Origin of the sequence: Vibrio genomosp. F6 (assembly GCF_005146325.1) — a bacterium.
In the GTDB taxonomy this organism is placed as follows: domain Bacteria; phylum Pseudomonadota; class Gammaproteobacteria; order Enterobacterales; family Vibrionaceae; genus Vibrio; species Vibrio cortegadensis.
The window spans coordinates 1-22,552 of the sequence record NZ_SYUT01000009.1 but is presented as its reverse complement, the minus strand read 5'-3'; the positions used below and the strand labels follow the sequence as shown (position 1 = coordinate 22,552).

Annotated in this window: 21 protein-coding genes; 12 read left to right on the top strand and 9 right to left on the bottom strand. The window is 42.9% G+C overall.

Annotation, left to right across the window (positions count from 1 at the left end):
* The first annotated feature begins 109 nt into the window (after positions 1-109).
* Positions 110-1,270 carry a multidrug effflux MFS transporter gene (locus FCV43_RS00545; RefSeq protein ID WP_113797027.1) on the top strand — a complete coding sequence of 387 codons (1,161 nt, stop codon included), beginning with the start codon at positions 110-112 and terminating at the stop codon, positions 1,268-1,270.
* 108 nt (positions 1,271-1,378) lie between these two features.
* The gene (locus FCV43_RS00540; RefSeq protein WP_017054347.1) at positions 1,379-1,672 is read left to right on the top strand and encodes a hypothetical protein; all 294 of its coding nucleotides are present in this window, start codon (positions 1,379-1,381) and stop codon (positions 1,670-1,672) included.
* A gap of 68 nt (positions 1,673-1,740) precedes the next feature.
* On the opposite strand, the gene FCV43_RS00535 is transcribed toward FCV43_RS00540, so the two are convergent.
* The 4 genes from FCV43_RS00535 to FCV43_RS00520 form a co-directional block, all read right to left on the bottom strand.
* Positions 1,741-2,196 (bottom strand): DoxX family protein, encoded by a 456-nt coding sequence (locus FCV43_RS00535; RefSeq protein WP_136993707.1) that lies wholly within the window; start codon positions 2,194-2,196, stop codon positions 1,741-1,743.
* 30 nt (positions 2,197-2,226) lie between these two features.
* A complete protein-coding gene (locus FCV43_RS00530) occupies positions 2,227-2,991 on the bottom strand; it encodes an HvfC/BufC N-terminal domain-containing protein (protein ID WP_136993706.1) in 765 nt (254 codons plus the stop codon).
* A complete protein-coding gene (gene bufB, locus FCV43_RS00525; protein ID WP_136993705.1) occupies positions 2,988-3,842 on the bottom strand; it encodes an MNIO family bufferin maturase in 855 nt (284 codons plus the stop codon). Before bufB ends, FCV43_RS00530 begins: the two co-directional genes overlap by 4 nt.
* 101 nt (positions 3,843-3,943) lie before the next feature.
* Positions 3,944-4,204: a BufA1 family periplasmic bufferin-type metallophore gene (locus tag FCV43_RS00520; RefSeq protein ID WP_017054351.1), complete on the bottom strand. Its 261-nt coding sequence runs from the start codon at positions 4,202-4,204 to the stop codon at positions 3,944-3,946.
* Between the two features lie 268 nt (positions 4,205-4,472).
* Between FCV43_RS00520 and uvrD the strand changes: the two genes are divergently transcribed.
* Positions 4,473-6,647, top strand: coding sequence for a DNA helicase II (gene uvrD, locus FCV43_RS00515; protein ID WP_136993704.1), 2,175 nt, complete (start codon positions 4,473-4,475; stop codon positions 6,645-6,647).
* Positions 6,648-7,552: 905 nt separating this feature from the next.
* On the opposite strand, the gene FCV43_RS00510 is transcribed toward uvrD, so the two are convergent.
* The 3 genes from FCV43_RS00510 to rarD form a co-directional block, all read right to left on the bottom strand.
* Positions 7,553-8,230, bottom strand: coding sequence for a LysE family translocator (locus FCV43_RS00510; protein ID WP_136993703.1), 678 nt, complete (start codon positions 8,228-8,230; stop codon positions 7,553-7,555).
* 147 nt (positions 8,231-8,377) lie between these two features.
* The gene (locus tag FCV43_RS00505; protein ID WP_017051678.1) at positions 8,378-9,172 is read right to left on the bottom strand and encodes a helix-turn-helix transcriptional regulator; all 795 of its coding nucleotides are present in this window, start codon (positions 9,170-9,172) and stop codon (positions 8,378-8,380) included.
* Positions 9,173-9,271: 99 nt separating this feature from the next.
* Positions 9,272-10,174: an EamA family transporter RarD gene (rarD, locus tag FCV43_RS00500; protein ID WP_017051679.1), complete on the bottom strand. Its 903-nt coding sequence runs from the start codon at positions 10,172-10,174 to the stop codon at positions 9,272-9,274.
* 179 nt (positions 10,175-10,353) lie between these two features.
* On the opposite strand from rarD, the gene recQ reads away from it, so the two are divergent.
* From recQ to FCV43_RS00485, 3 genes are all read left to right on the top strand, one after another.
* On the top strand, positions 10,354-12,192 hold the full coding sequence (gene recQ / locus FCV43_RS00495; RefSeq protein ID WP_017051680.1) for an ATP-dependent DNA helicase RecQ: 1,839 nt from the start codon (positions 10,354-10,356) through the stop codon (positions 12,190-12,192).
* A complete protein-coding gene (locus FCV43_RS00490; RefSeq protein WP_017051681.1) occupies positions 12,185-12,487 on the top strand; it encodes a DUF3630 family protein in 303 nt (100 codons plus the stop codon). Before recQ ends, FCV43_RS00490 begins: the two co-directional genes overlap by 8 nt.
* A gap of 189 nt (positions 12,488-12,676) precedes the next feature.
* The gene (locus FCV43_RS00485; protein WP_017051682.1) at positions 12,677-13,348 is read left to right on the top strand and encodes a 7-cyano-7-deazaguanine/7-aminomethyl-7-deazaguanine transporter; all 672 of its coding nucleotides are present in this window, start codon (positions 12,677-12,679) and stop codon (positions 13,346-13,348) included.
* Between the two features lie 134 nt (positions 13,349-13,482).
* Here FCV43_RS00485 and gppA read toward each other — a convergent pair whose 3' ends face one another.
* On the bottom strand, positions 13,483-14,976 hold the full coding sequence (gene gppA / locus FCV43_RS00480) for a guanosine-5'-triphosphate,3'-diphosphate diphosphatase (protein ID WP_017051683.1): 1,494 nt from the start codon (positions 14,974-14,976) through the stop codon (positions 13,483-13,485).
* Positions 14,977-14,983: 7 nt separating this feature from the next.
* Positions 14,984-16,288 carry an ATP-dependent RNA helicase RhlB gene (gene rhlB, locus FCV43_RS00475; RefSeq protein ID WP_136993702.1) on the bottom strand — a complete coding sequence of 435 codons (1,305 nt, stop codon included), beginning with the start codon at positions 16,286-16,288 and terminating at the stop codon, positions 14,984-14,986.
* 111 nt (positions 16,289-16,399) lie between these two features.
* Between rhlB and trxA the strand changes: the two genes are divergently transcribed.
* The 6 genes from trxA to fre all read left to right on the top strand — a co-directional run bounded on the left by trxA (position 16,400) and on the right by fre (position 22,238).
* The gene (trxA, locus tag FCV43_RS00470) at positions 16,400-16,726 is read left to right on the top strand and encodes a thioredoxin TrxA (protein WP_017051685.1); all 327 of its coding nucleotides are present in this window, start codon (positions 16,400-16,402) and stop codon (positions 16,724-16,726) included.
* A gap of 199 nt (positions 16,727-16,925) precedes the next feature.
* Positions 16,926-18,185 carry a transcription termination factor Rho gene (gene rho, locus FCV43_RS00465; protein ID WP_029203263.1) on the top strand — a complete coding sequence of 420 codons (1,260 nt, stop codon included), beginning with the start codon at positions 16,926-16,928 and terminating at the stop codon, positions 18,183-18,185.
* Between the two features lie 110 nt (positions 18,186-18,295).
* A complete protein-coding gene (locus FCV43_RS00460) occupies positions 18,296-19,291 on the top strand; it encodes a hypothetical protein (protein ID WP_136993701.1) in 996 nt (331 codons plus the stop codon).
* Between the two features lie 78 nt (positions 19,292-19,369).
* Positions 19,370-21,232: a 4-hydroxy-3-polyprenylbenzoate decarboxylase gene (gene ubiD, locus FCV43_RS00455; RefSeq protein WP_136993700.1), complete on the top strand. Its 1,863-nt coding sequence runs from the start codon at positions 19,370-19,372 to the stop codon at positions 21,230-21,232.
* Positions 21,229-21,498: a 2Fe-2S iron-sulfur cluster-binding protein gene (locus tag FCV43_RS00450; protein ID WP_017051689.1), complete on the top strand. Its 270-nt coding sequence runs from the start codon at positions 21,229-21,231 to the stop codon at positions 21,496-21,498. Before ubiD ends, FCV43_RS00450 begins: the two co-directional genes overlap by 4 nt.
* Positions 21,499-21,524: 26 nt before the next feature.
* Entirely contained in the window at positions 21,525-22,238 is a 714-nt protein-coding gene (fre, locus tag FCV43_RS00445) for an NAD(P)H-flavin reductase (RefSeq protein WP_017051690.1), read from the top strand.
* Positions 22,239-22,552: the final 314 nt, after the last annotated feature.

Genomic DNA, 22,552 nt, shown 5'->3' with positions numbered 1-22,552 from the left:
CATGAGTATATGCCATTATGATTCATATCTGTAATTCTCTATGATGGCGGCACATTCGACATGATTGGAGAGAGTCGTGCAAAACCTGACCCCACAAAGAAACAGCAAAATGCAAATGGCATTACTGACAATGTTAGTGCTTTTTAGTCCATTAGCGATTGATATCTATTTACCAGCACTACCTCTGATCTCAGAAACGTTTCACGTGGAACACGCTCTTTCACAAGACACAATCACATATTTCTTATTTGCGATGGGTATTGGTCAGCTGTTTGCTGGGCCTTTGGCAGATAAAATAGGACGTCGAACTGTTGCATTAGGGGGAATTAGTATTTACGCGATGAGTGCTTGCTTGGCGTGGGCCGCTCAAAGCATAGAGTGGATGCTAGTCGCTCGGCTGCTACAAGGCTTCGGTGCGTGCGCGACATCGGTAGCAGCATTTGCAACAGTTCGCGACATTTTTGGACCGAAGAAAAGTGGAAAAATGATCAGCTACCTAAATGGCGCGATCTGCTTTATTCCTGCTTTGGCTCCAATTCTTGGCAGTTGGTTAACTCAGCAATTTGGTTGGCGCTCCAACTTCAGCTTCATGGCGGGCTTTGCTGTTCTTGCTGGTTTGGCTATTTTGTTGAAGATGAAAGAGACGAACCCTGCAACAGAAAAGCAGGCGGTATTTAAGCTTTCTCGTTATTGGGCTGTATTGAAAACACCAACATTTATCTTCCACGCTTCTCTGTGCATGTTAGCGATGTCAGTGATCCTTGCTTACGTTACCTCTGCTCCTGTTGTGCTCATGGAGCAACTTGGACTAAGCATGAATGAGTTTACGTATTGGTTTGGTATTAATGCGGCAATTAATATTGCAGCGGCTTTCTCTGCTCCAAAATTTATGGACAAATTTGGTACCCATAAAACGTTATTGGTTGGAATATCAACGTTAACTATTGCTGGTCTCGTGATGTTCTTGCTTGCGGAACAAGCGACAGCCTTCTCATTTATGTTTCCAATTTTCATGTCTTCTGTTGGTTTTGCTTGGATTTTAGGCGCATCAGCAGGCAAAGCTCTCGAACCGTTTGGGGATAAAGCGGGAACGGCGGCGGCACTGCTAGGTCTGTTTCAAATGAGTGGTTCTGGTTTTATTGTTGGCTCAATGCAAAGGTTATCACTAGAACCGCAAATGATGATTGCCCTGCAAATGTGGCTCATTGCACCTGCATTGTTGATTCTATTTTCTAAAGCGGGTCGTGATTGGCATTATGCTGAAGCTTAGTGATGACAAGCGGCAATTATCCTTATATTGGTTGTTTTCCTAATACCTAAACAAGTGTATATTTGTCGTTCAAATAATCGTGTCTCACACAGCGGAAACTAGAAACTAATGTCGTTAACAACCTATGAAATGGCTCGTGTCCTAGAGCAAATGGAAGAGTCGCCTGAAAAGGTTATGTTCGGTAAGTTACTCAGTGAATTAGGCAATCAAAGCGAAGAGCGTATTCGTAGCGCAGCTAAGCAAGTGCCACTTCATACACTGCGCGATATCATTTATCAATTTCAGCAAGTGGCTGAATCTCGCAAAGGTGAGCAGGTTGGTTTGTTAGCGAAAGAGCTAGCAGAACAAGGTATTTCTGCTGACGAATTGAAAGATTTTATTGAGCAATCAAAGCGAAAATAACGCTTATCTGAATAAAATAAAAAAGCGCGATCATTATGGTCGCGCTTTTTTTAGGTCTGTGTCATGGGTTAGCGAGTCAGCTTCATCTTTAGATACTTGTCAGCAGAAAGCGGACCTGGGCCCCATACCACTACAATTAAAATCATCAATCCCCATAATTGGTGATCAAAGAAACCTTGCTCCCATAGAACAGGATAAGACACCACGGCGATAATGTTGAATACAAATAGAATGGCCGCCATTGGTCGAGTGAGTAATCCCAATGCTAAAAAGATGGGGAGGATCAATTCTGCAGCGGTTCCCATATAAGCCGCAAGCTCCCAAGGTATCAGTGGAACTTGATATTCCAACTCGAAGAGATACAGCGTGCTATCCCAAGTCGCAATTTTTGTGAGTCCTGAATTGAAGAATACCCACGCGACCCAGAGTCGGCAAAAGAGCAGCAATAATGGGACGAAACCACATTGAGCCTTTGCGACTAAATCATCGTATGTTTCTATCCATCTTGATATTGAATTGAGCATAATGGTTATCCTTATTATTGTGTGGCTGTTCTACTCGCTTGCTAACAAATCAAATCCCGTGACGGAGGATAGAGCAACTAAGTTATTTAGCTGCGAGAGAGAGTCGGGAGAGATTTGTCCCAAAGGTAGCCCCGCTTTTAAATCTAAAACAAGCTGGTAGCTCATCTCTGAAAGTGGTGAGAGTTGAATTTCACCTTGAGCGTTGCACCACATCATTCCAGATTGTGGGGTGTGTATTTCTAGTCCATCAAAATCATTGTTTTGGATAGCATCATGAAGAGAAAAAAGCGCATAGCAGGACTTGAAACTGATCAGTGACGGCTCAAGCTGCAATTGAATATTGGGATGTTGCTGTTCTGAAATACTCGCGAGTTGCTCAAGCGTATGAGTAGGATGTGAACATGAGACCGCAAAACGTTGCTGAGCAATATCTATGCTCCATTCGAAACGAGCCACTTCAGGCAAATAGGGCGCGGCCTCTATTACCGCAGAAAACTGAGTGATTGTGGAATCAAACCCTTGACCATAGGCAGTGACATCTCCTTCTAATAATGGATTAGTTAGGACATGCTGACGCGCGAGCTGCTGAAAACATTCATCACCGACAAGAGCAAATACCATCGGATAGGTAGCTTCAAGTACTTCACTTAAGCTGATAATGAAATTATTACGATAGATCTGAATACGCTGTTGTGAGGTAAAGTGATCGCTATTGATGTCACAATCATCACCTGAAGAGTGGTGATTCAGAGCATTGGCAAAATTATGTTGAATTTCAGCTAATGAAAGATTCATGACACCTTCCTTGATTCCTGCTGGTGGAAAAGGATCTGACTCGCTTTCGTGGCTTCATCTAACAACACTTGTGGTTCTGGAATGTCTAAATCCCACTCAATTAAGGTGTGACGCTCTCCGTGCTGGGTTGTCCATGAATTAAAGAGTGCCCACACTTCATCACTGACTGGCTTACTGTGAGTATCTATCCATATTTCACCTTGCTCTAATTGTTTGATGGTGAAGCCTGCAAGGTGGATCTCATCAACAGCATGTGCAGGTATTCCTTCTAGATAAGTGTCACAACTAAAGCCATGATTGAAAGCGGAGACATGGATGTTGTTGAAATCGAGAAGCAGTCGGCAATCGGTTCTTTTTTGCACTTCACTCAGAAAGTCCCACTCACTAATGGTTGAGTGGTTGAACTTCAAATAACTGGAAGGATTTTCGATTAGCAGTGGACGCTTAATTGAATCTTGCACTTCAAGTACATTACGGCAAAAAACCTGTAACGCCTCTTCTGTGTATGGCAATGGAAGGAGATCATTAAAGTAGTGGCCGCCATTTTCGCTCCAACTCAAATGATCTGAAACTAAAATTGGATCCACTTCTGAAATAAGCGCATTAAGTTGAGCAAGGTGTGTCGAACTTACCCTTGATACAGAACCGAGAGAAAGGCCAATGCCATGACAACTTATTTGATGGTTTTGCAAAATGGTACGTAGGCTCTGTCGAGCGATTGAGTTTGGTTGGAAGTAATTTTCACTGTGTATTTCTAGCCAAGTCAGTTGCTCATGGTGCTGTTCAAAGTAGTTAAGGTGAGGCATTCGCAAACCAACCCCAACTTTTGGATGAAAAAGAGGTGAATTCACAGTGATGGTTCTCCTAATTCTATCGTGAACTTAACGTATTAAATTTAAAGGAGTATTACGTTGAGCGGTAATACTCCTTTAATGGCTAGTGAAAAGCGTATTTATGAAGATTGAGTGCTTCCGCCAGCAAGTTTTCCGCATAGCCCTTTAGGAACCACAACAAATGCATCTTTTTGATGATCTTCTTTCGCTGTGCCTGCACATGAGCTTGTTTTGGTGGCACAGTCATTTTTGCCTGCTTTTGTCACGCCATAGCACTTCTCTTTTTCTGCCGCGACAGCGTGAGTAGCAGTAAGCATTGTTCCACCAAGAGCCAGTAAACCAGTAACAGCAGCAGTAACAGCAAGATTAGATTTTTTCATAGTAATTCCCTCAAGACTTTATTTTAGTTTCCAATATGACAAGTTAATTGTTTGTTAATAATTTAACTTGCTTATCAAATAGGATAGGAAAGAGCGCTGAAAACTTTCATGGAATGGATGAAAAAATTTAATATTTTTATAAGGAATTATTTAATTGCATGATTTTTAACATAAAAGTGTAATGAGTTTTGGTGAATGTTTTCTGAAAAATAAAACGGATTCGGGTTATAATCTGCTCTTATGTATAAATAACCAGTAGCTGACTCTCATGATTGATGCATCTTTATTACTCGATGGCCTAAATGACAAACAGCGAGAAGCCGTAGCGGCTCCGCTAAGCAATTTACTTATCCTTGCCGGTGCGGGCAGTGGTAAAACCCGAGTGTTGGTGCATCGTATTGCTTGGTTACAATCGATCGAGCAAGCTTCTCCGTTCTCTATTATGTCGGTAACCTTTACCAATAAAGCTGCCGCTGAAATGCGGGGTCGTATTGAAGAGTTAATGATGGGCAGCGCTTCTGGTATGTGGAATGGCACGTTCCACGGGATCTGCCATCGAATTTTAAGAGCGCACTATTTAGATGCGAAATTGCCTGAAGGCTTTCAGATTTTAGATTCGGAAGATCAAGTCCGATTGCTAAAGCGTTTGATTAAAGCGCAAAACCTGGATGAGAAGCAGTGGCCTGCGAAGCAAGCATCCTGGTGGATCAACGGTAAAAAAGATGAAGGATTGCGTCCTAAGCATATTGATAGCTATGGTGATCCGGTTGCGAAGACGTGGCTAAAAATTTATACCGCTTATCAAGATGCTTGTGATCGTGCAGGCTTGGTTGATTTTGCTGAAATTCTATTACGTGCTCATGAATTGTTGCGGGATAAACAGCATATCCGTGAGCATTATCAAGCTCGATTCAAACATATTCTGGTGGATGAGTTCCAAGATACCAACAACATTCAATACGCGTGGCTACGCATGATGGCAGGGCCTGATTGTCGTGTGATGATTGTTGGTGATGATGATCAGTCAATTTACGGCTGGCGTGGGGCGAAGATTGAGAACATTCAGAAGTTCTTAGATGAGTTTCCTGGGGCATCAACCATTCGATTGGAACAGAATTACCGTTCAACAAAAACCATTCTCCAAGCGGCGAATGAGTTAATCTCAAACAATACCGAGCGAATGGGTAAAGAGCTGTGGACGGATGGTAATGATGGTGAGCCAATCTCTGTCTACTCCGCTTATAACGAATTGGATGAAGCACGTTTCACGGTCAGTAAAATTAAAGAGTGGCAAGATAAAGGCGGGATGCTGGAAGACTGCGCGATGCTCTACCGAAATAATGCCCAGTCACGGGTATTGGAAGAGGCTTTAATTCAAGGCGGACTCGCGTATCGAATTTATGGCGGTATGCGATTCTTCGAACGTCTCGAAATCAAAGATGCCTTGAGCTATCTACGTTTGATCGGTAACCGTAACGATGATGCCGCATTTGAACGTGTGGTGAATACCCCAACTCGTGGGTTAGGTGATAAGACGCTAGAAACCATTCGTCTTGCTGCTCGTGAGCGTGGGGCAACCATGTGGGAAGCCAGCACCGCATTAATTGAAGAGAAAGTATTACCAGGACGTGCGGCGACGGCATTGAGTCGATTTATCGAACTGATTGTGGCACTGGAAGACGATACCTTAGAACTGCCTTTGCATGAACAAACTGACCATGTGATCAAATACTCCGGCTTGTTTGCAATGTATGAGCAAGAGAAAGGAGAGAAGTCTAAGGCTCGAATTGAGAACTTGGAAGAGTTAGTCACGGCGACTCGCCAGTTCGAAAAACCAGAAGAGGCGGATGAGATGTCGATGCTTACGGCATTTTTAACCCATGCAGCTTTGGAGTCCGGTGAAGGACAAGCGGATGAGTTTGATGATGCGGTACAGCTAATGACCCTACACAGTGCCAAGGGACTAGAGTTTCCGATGGTCTTTATGGTTGGGGTGGAAGAAGGCATGTTCCCAAGCCAGATGTCGGCAGAAGAAGCGGGGCGTTTAGAAGAAGAGCGCCGCCTATGCTATGTCGGTATGACACGTGCGATGGAAAAGTTATACATAACTTATGCTGAAACACGCCGCTTATATGGGCAAGACAAATTCCATAAACCGTCTCGATTCATTCGTGAGTTACCTGAAACCTGTTTAGATGAAGTGCGCATGAAGGCGCAAGTGAGCCGACCTGCGAGTTCTGGTCGATTCAGTCAGTCAGCAGTGAAAGAGAACTTCAATGAGACTGGATTTAGTTTGGGTTCACGTGTGAAGCATCCTAAATTTGGTGAAGGGACCATTATTAATTTTGAAGGCAGCGGTCCTCAAAGCCGAGTCCAAGTTGCTTTCAATGGTGAAGGCATTAAGTGGTTAGTTACTGCATATGCTCGTTTAGAGCTGTTATAGCGAGACTTACTACTGTTCGCTTGATTTTCTTGCTGCGGTAATTTGATTCTAGATTGCTAAAAAGTCACGTTGATGTGGCTTTTTTTTGTTTTTGAGATTTGATAGATGGGAATATTGGCGTTTGATTATACCAATCACAGTAAGTAGATGGTCATAAAAAGCGCAGGAAAAATGCTTGAGAACAAGGCAGAAATTTTCGATAAGTAGTTATTCTACAATCAAAATTTCTAACGCCGTTATCGAGTATTTTAACAAGCTAGGATGACCAGTTATTTACTACTATTGGTATTAGGTTCAGATAAAGAAAAACCCCGAGAGCTTGCGCTCTTCGGGGTCGTAGTCTTACTTGCAGCAATCCAGCTACTAAAGTGCTCCATGCATCAAATCCATGATAGTGTGCTGTAATCCGTCAGCGTATTCCTTTCGTCGCCATCCTAGCGGTGTCCATGATCTTATCCTGATCTGCCAACAATCCTCGTTAGCTCGCTTCACTTGATCCTTGAGCGGTGTCCTTTACATCGTCCTGATGTTCAATCCTTTCCTCGTCCAGAGGTGTCCATTGTCTTTCCTTAGTAGCAACCATCCTAGTTACTATTGCGTCCATTCAATGTCCAATTTGCTTTCCATGCCGACTATTCATCCTGAATAATCGAATCTTCATCCTGAAGATAACCTAATCCGTGGTTGTTTCCTGTTCCGTGTCAGACTCCTTCCGACAGGGTTAATAATACGTTTTTTCTTAATGGAGACAAGATAACGAAAACGTTTTCTTTATCATCATCTTGTTTGAATAATATACATGTTGTTATTTATCAGTGGTTTAAATTGGTTGTGGTTACAAGCTCTTAGAGACAAAGCGAGTTTCACTCACGCTCTTGTGAGAGATCTCGCACAAAGACGATGCACTATGGCTGAGTAAGGTTGCTGAGTGAATAAATAGCTTGGTAGAGAATTCCGCCGCCAACGATTGAAAAGACCAGTCCACATAGCCCATCGATGTAGATTGTTGCCTTTATTAGACGCTGCTGAAGTCTATTGGTTGATAGTACCCAGGCTAAAAAAGAGAACCAAGCGAGTGATAATCCCCATAAGATCACTAGAGCGGTCCCTTTTCCGGCCAAAGACATGCCCGCTGGAATTAAACTCGACATGAGACTAACGAAAAACACCAGTGCCTTCGGATTCAAAATATTGGTCGTCAGCCCACGCGAGAAAGCTTGTCTTTTATTACTCAATATTAAGTTTGGCTTAGTTTCTGGTTGCGATTGACCTGGATCTTGATCGTGTCGATTCTGCCAGGTGCCTTTTAAAGCGTTCACTCCAAGGTAAAGCAAGTAGCTCCCCCCCGCAGTTTGTAATAGAGAAAAGAGAACGGGCTGCTGGTGGACTAAATAACTGACTCCTGTGAGGCTGAGAATCGAGTGAAGTAAAATGCCGCAAGAGAGACCAAGCGCAATATACAGACCCGTTTGTCGACCATGACGACTGGCATTTTGTACAACTAAGGCGAAATCTGGGCCGGGGCTCATGAGCGCGATAAAGTGGACGGTAGCGAGTGTTGCTAAGATGGAGAGTTCGTTCATAACGTAATTTAGACTTGTCGTGAGTGCTTTTAAGTCACGCCATCATGTCAAAATAATAGAGGAGGAGCTTGTAAATTCTAGACAGTAACTTAAATCGCCATATGACATCCCCCCACATTGCCTAACCATGCTTCTACTCATACGAGTTCAACGCACTTCCGATGGCGGTATCCCGTAGGTCTGTTTAAAGGCTTTAGTGAAATGAGCTTGGTCATAAAACCCGACTTGCTGAGCGACATCTGTCCCGCATACCCCAGATTTAATCAGTTTCATCGACTGTTCCATTCGTAATCGACTTAGCCAAGCATAAGGGGCAATACCCATTTTACATTTAAAGTGGCGTTGAAACTGGCTAGGGCTCAGTTGGCATAGTTGAGATAGGCTCTCTAACCGAATCGGCTGGTCTAGATTTTCCATCAGGTAATCTTTCAGTGTTAACAAGGTTTGGTTGCCTAAACCTATGATTGGAGATGGTTTTATTTGAGCATAACGATCTAACATGATCGAAAATTGGTCATATGGTAAACAATCTTTAGCAAGCTGACTGAGGTTGTCTTGGATAAGTAGCTCGTGAAGGTTGCTTAATTGTGAAAAAAGAACAGGATCCGAGATGATCAGTTCAGAAAAGCTTACTATTTGTCCGTTTTGGGTAAGATCTTGTTGATCGCTAAACCAGTGTGGGGCGATCGAAAACACGCGAACTTGGTAGCCTGAATCTAATAAAGAGTGGCCGTCATGCAATTCATCAGGTGGCATGATTACCATTTGTCCATGACCAACACTGTGGTGGTTGCCTTTATAGATAAACTTCTGCTGGCCGTGAGTGATTAGCCCTATGTGGAAATCGAGATGATAGTGACGTTGGAAAGCAAATTTGTGGTAATTCGCCTGAATAAGTCCAATATCTTGATCGGCAGTCGAATAGTGAGAAATGTTATCCATAGGGAATAAAAAAGCTTGACCAAATTGATGAATATTTGATCAAGCTTAGCGGTGTCATTGCTGATTGTCTTGTAAAAAACGAACACTCATCAAATGTGATTATGATTTTTTCTTTTTTCTACTACTTTTAATGCCATCAAAACTAAATACAAACAATGCTGCCCAAATGAAAGCAAAAGTGATCGCTTTATCGCTGCTGAACGCTTCGTTGTAGACCAATACCGCGAGTAAAAACATTAAACTCGGTCCAATATATTGGAAAAAACCAAGTGTTGAGAGTTTCAATCGTGTCGCGGCCCCAGTAAAACACAACAAAGGTAAAGTCGTGATGGCACCTGCTGAAACGAGCAGTAGGTTAAGTGTTATCGGGTTACTTGCTAAATCTGATGTTGCGGTGTCTGCAATAAACAGTAAGTAGAAGGCTGCGATAGGTAATAAAACCAGAGTCTCAATAAATAAGCCGGTTTGAGCATCTAAACTCACTTTTTTGCGTAACAATCCATATAAACCAAAACTCATTGCAAGCGAGATAGCGATGATCGGCACTGAACCGAAAGCGATGAGCTGTATTAATACTCCCACCGCCGCGAGAGCCACAGCAAACCATTGGAGTTTTCTTAATCGCTCTCCTAGAAAGACCATTCCTAGTATCACGTTAAATAACGGATTAATGTAATAACCAAGGCTGGCGTCTAACATTTTGTTGGCATTGACTGCCGATATAAAAATTAGCCAGTTGGCTCCAACCAATATTGAGGTTGAAACGAGGTACATCATTTTTGGCTTCGAGCGCAATGTGTCACGGACCGTTCGCCATCCGCGATTAAAATGGATCAAAAAGGCAAGTAGAAAGAATGACCAGATAATGCGATGACTGAGGATCTCTAAAGGGGAGACTTCCGCAATGGATTTGAAATAGATAGGGGCAATACCCCAGATGGTGTAAGCGCCGATGGCGAGAAATATGCCTTGGCGAGCTCTTTGATCTTCTTCTTGTGTCATTGAGTGCTTCTCTGGTACGAATGTACCTAGTTATAAGATTTATAAACGGAGTTGGTCAGTATAGAAGCGATAATCGTATACGCCTAACAATTTGCGGTTTTATTCACCATCATTCCCCACTACAATGTGGCGCTCACTGATTTGACGTGAATGCAATCTCAACCCCTATAGGATTTTCGATGACCGCAACCTTAACTGCTGAACAGACCCAACCCCAGCCAAGTAGCGCAAAAGATATCTTACAAGATGTTTTTGGTTACCAGAGCTTTCGTGATGGGCAGCAAGAGGTGATTGATTTGGCTATCTCTGGTCAAGATAGCTTAGTGATTATGCCGACAGGTGGTGGTAAATCTCTGTGTTATCAGATCCCAGCTTTGGTGAGAGAAGGTATTACGCTGGTGATTTCACCTTTGATCTCATTAATGAAAGACCAAGTGGATCAGCTTAAAGCCGATGGTGTCGCGGCTGAGTGCATTAACTCAACCATGTCACGTGACGATTTGATTAGCGTTTACAACCGCATGAATTCGGGGCAGATTAAGTTAGTGTATGCTTCGCCTGAGCGAGTTTTGATGCGAGACTTTATTGATCGTTTGCATAATCTACCGTTGTCGATGATTGCAGTGGATGAAGCGCACTGTATTTCACAATGGGGCCACGATTTCAGACCTGAGTACGCACTGCTCGGTCAATTGAAACAGCAATTTTCTCATGTCCCATTTATGGCGTTAACAGCAACCGCTGATGATGCAACACGTGTCGACATTATCCATCGTTTACAACTTAATGAGCCGCATACTTATCTTGGCAGCTTTGACCGACCAAATATCCGCTATAACTTAGTCGAAAAACATAAGCCTGTTTCACAGGTGATTCGTTACCTTGATACTCAGAAAGGCAATTGCGGCATTATCTACTGCGGTAGCCGTAAAAAAGTCGAAATGCTGACGGAAAAGTTATGTAACAACCATATTCGGGCGGCGGGTTATCACGCTGGTATGGACATGGATGAGCGCGCGTATGTTCAAGAAGCTTTCCAGCGCGATGATATTCAAATTGTTGTGGCGACCGTTGCTTTTGGCATGGGAATAAATAAACCCAATGTTCGATTTGTGGTGCATTTTGATATCCCACGCAATATTGAATCTTACTATCAAGAGACAGGTCGAGCAGGGCGTGATGGCCTACCTGCAGAAGCGATGATGTTGTTCGATCCTGCTGATATTAACTGGCTCCGTCGGATGTTGGATGAAAAAGACGATGGGCCGCAGAAACAGGTCGAGAGCCATAAGCTTAATGCGATGAGTGCATTTGCCGAAGCGCAAACGTGCCGACGCCAAGTGTTGTTAAACTATTTTGGTGAATATCGAGATAAGCCGTGTGGTAACTGCGATATTTGTCTTGACCCACCGAAGCACTTTGATGCAACGGAAGAAGCGCAAAAGGCACTTTCATGCGTGTACCGAGTGAATCAAGGTTTTGGTATGGGTTATGTGGTGGAAGTGATGCGTGGGATGCAGAATATTCGTATCCGCGAAAATGGCCACGACAAACTAACGACTTATGGCATTGGTCGTGATCATAGCCATGATTACTGGATCAGTATTGTGCGTCAACTTATCCATAAAGGACTGTTGTTTCAAAACATCACCCGAAACTCGACTCTGCAACTGACGGAAGAAGCAAGGCCACTATTACGTGGTGAGATGGCGTTAGAACTTGCGGTTCCGCGTCTAGACACCGCCGTACGATCTGCCAAGGCCGATAAACTGTCTAATCGTCAATACGATAAAAAACTGTTTGCGAAGTTACGTAAGTTACGTAAAACCATCGCAGACAAAGTGGGTCTTCCTCCATATGTGGTCTTTAGTGATGCAACATTGATTGAGATGGCCGAAATGCTGCCGACCTCTTACGGTGAAATGCTGGCTGTTAATGGTGTTGGACAACGTAAACTGGAAAAATATGCCGATCCTTTCTTAGATTTAATTCAGGAGCACATTACCACTCATGGCTGATTTTGGACTGCGAGAATACCTTGCCGAAGATGGGCGTCTGCTTATCACAACACCAAGTTTCGACTTCGATACTTTTCCTCTGCTGGGGGACAAACTTGTGGGTTTACTCTCTGCTACTGTGATAGAAAAACAGTGGGATGCCGATATGCATTCATGGTTAATCGATTTTGAAGGTTGTCAGTTATTTCTGCGCTCTGAGCATTACAGTGAATCCGTATGGTTTGAAACCTTATCGGTTCTAGAAAGTCGTGAAGAACTTGATTATTTAGCGGGACTATTTGCTCAAGGTTTTTAACTTAGAGGGTCGTTAGAGAAGGAAATACCACGCTTAAACGTTTGCTATTTCATCATCTATTGTCGTGCTAATTGATTAATGTATAATCGCTCGCCGCTGAACATTAGAGTTTGGCGACTTTAAATAATTGGAAGAATTGTTCTTCAATTTGGGTTCCCTCAACCCCAAACCAAACTAAAAAGGTACAATATGAGTAACTTTACCCCTGCGCAACAGCGCAAAGCCCTAGCATTTTTAGTTTTGTTCCATTTAGTGATCATTGCATCAAGTAACTATTTGGTTCAGCTACCATTTACCATTTTTGGTCTGCATACCACATGGGGCGCATTCACTTTTCCGTTCATCTTTTTAGCTACCGATCTCACGGTTCGTGTGTTTGGCGCTAAACTTGCGCGTAATATTATCTTTTTGGTGATGATCCCTGCGTTAGCGGTGTCTTACTTTTTATCTGTCGTCTTCTTCGAAGGGCAGTTTCAAGGTTTTGCACAGCTAGGTGAGTTTAATTTGTTTGTGGCGCGTATTGCCATTGCAAGTTTCATGGCTTATCTGCTTGGTCAGATCCTGGATGTTCACGTATTTAATCGCCTGCGCCAAATGAAGCAGTGGTGGATAGCACCAACGTGCTCAACACTGTTTGGTAACGCATTAGATACCGTGGCTTTTTTCGCGATTGCATTCTATCAAAGTCCAGATCCATTTATGGCTGAGCATTGGACGGAAATTGCGATGGTAGACTACGGCTTCAAACTCGTGATTAGTTTAGGCTTGTTTGTACCTATGTACGGCATGCTATTGAACTACCTGACGAAGAAATTAACGGCTGTAAACCCGGAGTTTAAAGTCACGGGTGTGAATGCTTAACGTTGATTTCGTTGATTTCTTAGGTGTCTGAGAGTTAAAAGTTGTCTGAGAATCAAAAGTCGTGTGAGTGTCAAAAATAAAAAGAGCCCATCGTGATGATTGGGCTCTTTTTTTGTCGATAATTTGGCTAGTGGCTATTTAGTAATAATAGTCAGTGGCCAACCGATATCCGTTTGACGGTTCGACTCTAATTCTAGTTCAGCGGCAGTTAATGGATTGCTGTTTAGCCATTTCTGGTCAATCGTCAATGTTAGCTTATCGCCTTTTGCAGACAGTTGAACTTGAGGTTGGAGATCGATACTACGACGATGGCTAAGTAATACCGCCAGGCGAAGCAATCGAAGTACTCGCTTACCGCTGCCACTTGATAGAGCATGTTGCTCTGGAAGTGACGTTAATTGTTCGCGGTAGCGTCGAGCCACTTCTGCAATAAAGTGTTTCTGTGCTCGGGTATAACCGGGTAGATCTAAATGTTGCAAAAGGTAAGCGCTGTGCTGGCCACCTTTTTTGAAATCGATGGTTAAACCAATTTCATGTAAATTCGCAACAGTATGCAGTAGCGTTGCCGCTTGAGGTTCCTCAATCCAGCTTTCTCCGCCACATTGAGCGAGTAGAGTGCTGGCAAGAGTTGAAACTTGTTGTCCATACTGTGTATCGAGTTGGTAGCGGGCTTGTACACTACAAATGGTTCTGGCACGAATGTCAGTTTGACGCAGTTCATCAACCATTTCGTAAACCAAACCTTCACGTAATGCGCCACCTGCGAGTGTCATTGAATCGATTTCAAGCAGTTCAAATATAGCGATAAGAATAGAAAGGCCACTTGGGAAAACTAATGCTCGTTCTAAAGTTAGCCCCTCTATCTCTAATTCTTCTAAGTGATCAGCAAGCATCGCTTGTTTCTGCAATCGCTTAAGTTTGGAGTGAGTAATTACTTCGTCCATACCTTGCGCTAGCATTATTTCTTGAAGTGCTTGCACGGTTCCGCTAGCACCAACACATACATCCCAACCCAAATCTGTATACTGTTCGAGGATTGGAGCCAGTGTTGCTTTCGCTGCTTCAATAGCATTGTTGAAATTCATCTGGGTGAGCTGTCTATCTTTAAAGTGGCGTTCAAGCCAAGTAACACAGCCCATCTTTAAGCTCGTTAATGCGTTAGCTTCAAATCCTTCACCAATAATCAGCTCAGTACTCGCGCCACCAATATCAACGACTAATCGACGGCCTAAACCGCCTGAAGTATGCGCGACACCTTTATAGATAGTTGCCGCTTCTTCTTCACCTGCAATCACTTCAATGTCGTGACCTAGGATTTGGTTTGCCTTTGCTAAAAACAGATCGACATTTGTGGCGGTACGCAGCGTTGCGGTACCTACGATGCGAATGTTTTCAGTCGGAATATCTTGTAATCGTTCTGCAAAAAGACTCAAACAATCCCAGCCGCGCTGCATGGCTTCTTGGCTCAGAGCATTACTATCGTCTAAACCGGCGGCTAAACGAACCTTTCTCTTAATCTTGGCCATGGTTTGGACGCTGCCGTCTATATGACGTACAACGAGCATATGAAAGCTATTCGATCCTAGATCGATAGCGGCATAAAGCGGAGATGAAATTGTTTGGCTCATAGACGAATTAAGCTTCCTTTCTAGGGCGGTTCGAATTAGGGCGACGTTGAGAATTACGGTTCCCAGAACGTTGACCACCATTATTAGTACGACGCTGTTGAGGGTTACGAGTGCGCATACGAATTGGCGCAGGTAAATCTTCAATCAACGCTGATGCATCGTAATCCGACATTGGGATTGCGTGCTCAATGTATTCTTCGATTGCTGGAAGGTTAATGGCGTAATCTTCACAAGCAAAACTGATTGAATGACCACTTTCGCCAGCGCGGCCAGTACGGCCAATACGGTGAACGTAATCTTCACAATCATCAGGTAAATCAAAGTTAAATACATGCGTTACTTGAGGGATATGCAAACCACGAGCGGCAACATCTGTTGCAACGAGGATATCAACTTGACCTTTTGTGAACTCTTCAAGAATCTTCTCGCGTTTCTTCTGTGGTACATCACCAGTTAATAGACCTACACGGTGTCCATCGGCTGCAAGGTGTCCCCAAACTGAATCACACTTATATTTAGTGTTAGCGAAAATAATCGCACGATCCGGCCACTCTTCTTCGATTAACGTTTGTAGTAAAGCCATCTTGTGTTCATTTGAAGGGTAAAACAACTCTTCTTGAATTCGATGACCTGTTTTTTGATCCGGTTCAACAACCACATGTTCAGGGTTATGCATGTGTTCAAAGGCAAGTTCTTGTACTCGGTAAGACAAGGTTGCAGAGAAAAGCATGTTCAAACGGTCTTTAGGTTCAGGCATGCGACGGAACAAAAAGCGAATGTCTTTAATGAAACCAAGATCGAACATGCGATCCGCTTCATCAAGAACAACAGCTTGAATACAGTTTAGATCAAACGCTTTTTGCTTGTAGAAATCGATAATACGTCCAGTCGTACCAATTAATACATCCACACCGTCGTCAATTTTAGCAAGCTGCTTGTCGTAGCTTTCGCCACCGTAAGCAAGTGCTGCTTTAATGCCAGTCGTCGCAATGATCGACTCTGCATCGTTATAAATCTGGATCGCTAACTCACGAGTTGGCGCCATGATTATTGCACGAGGCTGGTTTGGCTTACGTCCTTCAGGCGCAGCTGTTTTTAGTAAATGGTTAAAAGTAGCAGTAAGAAACGCAAGGGTTTTACCAGTGCCCGTTTGGGCCTGGCCTGCAATGTCTTGGCCGGTGAGCAGTACCGGCAACGCCAAGGCTTGGATAGGGGTACAAAATTCGAACCCTTTTTTGTCCAATCCTTCAATGACTTGGGGGTGTAAATCCAAATCGGCGAACTTTTGCTCTGTGATATGTGTCTTTTTCATTGCTATAGAATATCAGCTTAAGCTTGCAATACGAAAGTAAATACATTCCAATAGGGCATCTATTTACTGGTTATCATCCAACCAGTTCAGAAATAAACATTGGAGTGGAAGATGAGTGATAAGATTTTGCAGCTAACTGATGACGGTTTTGAGAACGATGTGATCAAAGCTGCAGGCCCTGTACTTGTAGATTTTTGGGCAGAATGGTGTGGTCCTTGTAAGATGATTGCGCCTATTCTTGATGAGATTTCTCAAGAGTACGAAGGTAAGCTCACTATCGGTAAATTGAATATCGACCAGAATGCAGGTACTCCACCTAAATTCGGTATCCGTGGTATTCCTACGTTGCTTTTATTTAAAGATGGCGGCGTAGCAGCAACTAAAGTTGGTGCATTATCTAAAACTCAACTTAAAGAGTTTTTAGATGCAAACCTGTAAAATAGGTTAATAATTGAAAAAGAAACCGTGCATCTTAACAAATGCGCGGTTTTGTTTTTTCAAAACTAGACTAAAATAACTTTTAGTGCTAATTTATCGCACGTTAATTGAGCAAATCTCTCCTCTTGGTCGCTCCTTAGACCAAATCCATCTTAACTAGAAAACAGATCTTATTTTGACTAAACAAGTATCAACTACAATGAATCTAACAGAACTGAAGAACAGACCTGTGTCTGAGCTTGTGAAGCTTAGCGAAACATTAGGCCTTGAAAACCTAGCTCGTCTAAGAAAACAAGACATCATCTTCTCCATCCTTAAAGCACACGCTAAAGGTGGCGAAGACATATTCGGCGATGGGGTTCTGGAAATTCTTCAAGACGGCTTTGGTTTCCTACGTAGCGCAGACAGCTCCTACCTTGCTGGACCAGATGATATTTACGTATCTCCTAGCCAAATTCGCCGTTTTAACTTAAGAACAGGCGATTCAATCTCTGGAAAAATTCGCCCACCTAAGGATGGCGAGCGCTATTTTGCATTGTTGAAAGTTAACATGGTTAACCACGACAAGCCTGATAACGCACGTAATAAAATCTTATTCGAAAACTTAACACCTCTTCACGCGAACGAGCGTATGGTGATGGAAGTTGGTAATGGTGCGACTGAAGATATTACCGCTCGAATTCTTGATCTTGCCTCTCCGATTGGTAAAGGTCAGCGTGGTTTGATTGTTGCTCCGCCAAAAGCGGGTAAAACCATGCTATTGCAAAATATTGCACAGAGCATTTCTCGCAACCACCCTGAATGTGAATTGATGGTTCTACTTATCGATGAGCGTCCAGAGGAAGTAACGGAAATGCAGCGCTTGGTTAAAGGTGAAGTGGTTGCTTCTACTTTTGACGAACCAGCATCTCGTCACGTACAAGTGGCCGAAATGGTGATTGAAAAAGCGAAACGTCTAGTTGAGCACAAAAAAGATGTTGTGATTTTGCTGGACTCTATCACTCGTTTAGCTCGAGCTTACAACACCGTTGTTCCTTCATCCGGTAAAGTTCTTACTGGTGGTGTTGATGCGAACGCTCTACACCGTCCTAAGCGTTTCTTTGGTGCGGCTCGTAACGTAGAAGAAGGTGGTAGTTTAACTATCATCGCAACCGCATTGGTTGATACGGGTTCTAAAATGGATGAAGTTATTTACGAAGAGTTTAAGGGTACAGGTAACATGGAACTGCACCTAAATCGTAAAATTGCAGAGAAACGTGTTTTCCCTGCTATCGACTTTAAACGTTCAGGTACTCGTCGCGAAGAGCTATTAACGAAAGCCGACGAGCTGCAGAAGATGTGGATCCTGCGTAAGATTGTTCATCCAATGAATGAAACAGACGCAATGGAATTCCTTATCGATAAGCTTGCTATGACGAAGACTAATAATGAATTCTTTGACGCGATGCGTCGTCAATAAATTTTATTGAAAATATTCGTTTATGAACGCTGCCTTTATTGGCAGCGTTTTTGTTTGCATTTCTTGTTATTAGCCTGCAAAATGAATGCAAATGTTACAGGGAGGTTAACATGCAACAAGGAATGTTGTCGTCACTACTCCTGTCTATGTCATTAGTGTTTGGTTCTTCTGGAGCTTACGCAACGGAAATGAAACCAGTAACGGCTCAACAATGGCTTCAGGATGAGCAAATTAATACGAAAGTATCGGAACTTCTATTGCTTGTGATGCAAGATGAGGTCGAAACTCTTCGCTTTTCACTCCAACGTTTAGCTCTTCCTCAACAGGAGGTTGCACGCTATCTCTTATTACAAAAAATTGAACATCAAAATATTAGCCTGACACCACGAATGGCTATATTTATTGAATCACAGAGCCAGTTAGTACCAACCTATCAGATCCTAGAAAGAGGTGATGGGTATGAGTTTACTGTACCTGCCTTTAATTTCCCCGTGATTGCAAACCGCTTACTTCAGCACTGGAAAAAAGATCAAAATACCTTGGCTTTTGTTATTAAAGCAGAACAGAAAGAGTTGGTACTTCAAGAGTGGTTATCAGGTAGTGAACACCAAATTAAAGCACGCGAAGCTCTGTTGATTCGAGAGTTGGATGGGCTATCTGCTGAAGCGGTTGATGCTCTGGCCAAACAGTTAACGCAAGGTCTTGTTATTAGTTGGTTACCATCTACCTCTGTTGTCGTTCGCTTAGCTCAGGTCAGTCGAGATGCTGATGTGTATAAAATGCTGTGGCGCATGAAAGCGGACAGTGATAGCCAATATGAACTACAGCGCCTTGCGAGCGAAGGCGATCTTTTTTCTGTTGAACAGTTGATGAGTGCGACTCAGAACCCTAGCCTTAAACAACAAGCGATTGAAAAACTCACTCAACTTCACCCTTTACCTGAAAATGTAAAAGAATTTCTGATCTCCCGAATGGGGCTTGCAGAGGAAGCTTCTATGGTAGCACAAGAGTTAGTCAATCAAGGTCATCAAAGCTGGTTGCATGAACTGGTCTCTAGCAATAGGCAAGTTAAGGTGACTTCGATTCAAAAAGTTCTTTCAAATTAGCCTTACTAAAAAAGGGGGGTAGGGCTACTCTCCTTTTTGATATACTGCTTGCAGTTTAACCAGTAAATTAGAAGGCCTATGAGTTTGAAGGATTTACGCGACTTTATCGATCATCTGGAAGCAGATGGCAAACTTAAGCGCATTACTCACCCGATTGACCCACATTATGAAATGACTGAAATCAGTGATCGAACTCTACGAGCTGGTGGACCCGCATTACTGTTTGAAAACCCCATTGGTTATGAGATGCCAGTATTGACCAACCTGTTTGGCACTCCTGAGCGAGTCGCGATCGGAATGGGTCGTCAAGATGTGAAAGAGTTACGTGAAGTAGGAAAACTATTGGCGTATTTGAAGGAGCCAGAACCACCAAAAGGCTTTAAAGATGCAATAGATAAGCTACCAGTTTTCAAACAAGTCTTAAATATGCCCACGAAGAAGCTTCGTAAAGCTGCATGTCAGGAAGTGGTGTGGCAAGGTGACGACGTTGATTTAGATAAAATACCAGTGATGAGCTGCTGGGCGGGTGATGTCGCGCCTTTATTGACATGGGGGCTGACTATTACAAAAGGCCCTAACAAAAAGCGCCAAAATCTTGGGATCTATCGCCAGCAAAAAATCGCAAAAAATAAAATTATCATGCGATGGTTAGCTCACCGAGGTGGTGCTCTTGATTTACGAGATTGGATGGAGACTTATCCAGGAAAGCCATTTCCTGTCTCTATTGCTTTTGGCGCTGACCCCGCAACAATATTAGGCGCGGTAACCCCTGTTCCTGATACATTATCTGAATATGCTTTCGCAGGGTTACTCCGTGGTAGTCGAACTGAGGTTGTTCAATCTATTAGCAATGACCTTGAGGTACCAGCCAGCGCGGAAATTGTGATGGAAGGTTACATTGACCCTTCCGAATTTGCCGATGAAGGCCCGTATGGGGATCATACTGGCTATTACAATGAAGTTGAACAGCACCGAGTATTCACAATCACTCACGTCACCATGCGTGAGAAACCGATTTATCACAGCACTTATACAGGGCGTCCACCAGATGAACCGGCTGTGCTTGGCGTTGCTTTAAATGAAGTTTTTGTTCCTATTCTGCAAAAACAATTTCCTGAAATAGAAGACTTCTATCTACCTCCAGAAGGTTGCTCGTACAGAATGGCGATTGTGACCCTGAAAAAACAGTACCCAGGACATGCCAAGCGGGTAATGATGGGGGTGTGGTCATTCTTACGACAATTTATGTATACCAAGTTTGTCATTGTTTGCGATGAAAGTGTGAATGCTCGTGATTGGAGTGAAGTTTGTCGAGCCATTTCTGTCAATATGGATCCTAAGCGTGACAACACCTTTATTGATAATACACCAATAGATTCGCTCGATTTTGCTTCACCTGTTGTTGGGCTTGGGTCCAAAATGGGACTTGATGCAACAATAAAGTGGGATGCCGAACTGGCAATGGGAGATAAGCTTCATTCAGCTATAGATAATCAGCAAGCCGTAGAAAATCTTGTCCATGAGAAAAACAAACAAGCTGAAGCTGTATTGAATCACTTTCCTGAGGTGATTGATTTTCACTTTCCTGAAGGTTCAGATGGTGGAGAAATTGCCATCGTGACCATAAAGAAAAAGCATGAAGGGCATGGGCTGAAAATTATGGATGATATATGGTCTTTGATTACGCCGTATGTTGATAATAAATGCTTAATTGTGTGTGATGAAGATGTGGACGCTAAAGATTGGAATGACATTATTTGGGCGGTAACAACGCGGATGGATCCTGCTCGCGATACAATAATGGCATCGAGCCGGATGGGATTAGACGCAACAAACAAATGGGCAAGTGAATCTCATCGAGAGTGGGGTACACCAATAAAGAAAGATCCTCAAGTTGTGGCTAAGATCGATAAGATTTGGAATCAATTAGATATTCTATGACCTACCAAGTAATCTTGTTACCCGATAATCTTCAGTTTGAAGTGCGAGATGGCAAAACGGTGTTGGAAGAGGCGCTCAACCAAGGTATTAATTTCCCTCACCGTTGCCAAGTTGGGGCGTGTGCCATGTGTATGTGTCGAAAAATTGAAGGCTTGGTAAGTTACGACCTTGAGCCAATGCTCACAGAGAAAGAGCAACAACAAGGTTGGATATTTCCCTGCCAAGCATTTGCAGAAAGTAATTTAATACTTACCTTTGCAGATTAAGTAGAGAGTAAGCTCAGAGGAAGAAGATGACCATTAAATGTAAAGTAAAGTCTATTGAGCCTTTAGCATGTAACACCTTTCAGATTTTGTTGCATCCTGAATCACCAGTCCCTTTTAAAGCGGGACAATATTTAATGGTAGAAATGGGAGAAAAGGATAAGCGTCCTTTTTCAATTGCCAGCAGTCCTTGCCGTCATGAAGGCGAGCTAGAATTGCACATTGGTGCTGCAGAACATAATGCTTATGCGCTGGAAGTTGTTGAAGCCATGAAAATGGCGCTAGCAAGTGATGGCAACATTCTTATTGATGCACCACATGGTGATGCGTGGATAAAGGAAGAAAGTGATCGCCCACTGCTGTTAATCGCAGGTGGTACGGGATTTAGTTATGTACGCTCTATTCTTGATCACTGCATTAGCCAAAATATGCAAAACAATATACATCTATACTGGGGCGCTAAAGATGAAAATCAGCTTTACGCGAAGCAAGAGTTAGATGCGATTGCCCAAGTAAACCCAAACATACAATTTATACCTGTTGTCGAACACGCATCTGAACCGTGGGATGGACAGGTAGGAAATGTATTACAAGCCATTAGTGCTGACTTTGAATCTCTTGAAGATTATGACATCTATATAGCAGGAAGATTTGAAATGGCAGGCGCAGCTCGAGAATTATTCACTCAAACCAAACAGGCAAAGAGTGAGCGTATGTATGCTGATGCTTACGCTTTTATTTGATTGTTAGTGATATGTAAGAAAAGAGAGTGTATTTATACGCTCTCTTTTCATTTTGATGAATTAAACAGCGATTAAACTGAAAAAAACAATTAAGTAAGAAAAGGGGTTGCGTCTGAGGATATTCTGCCTATAATGCGCAACTCCTAACAACGAGACCTTATTCAATAAGGGATTAGCAGTTAGGTTAGACGAAAATTTGAAGTGAAATAAATTAAGAAAGTGTTTGACACTATCGCTTATATCGCTAAAATGGCCGTCCACTTCAAACGAAAGCTGAAAGGCTTAAAACTTGAAGTAAAGCTCTTTAACAATTT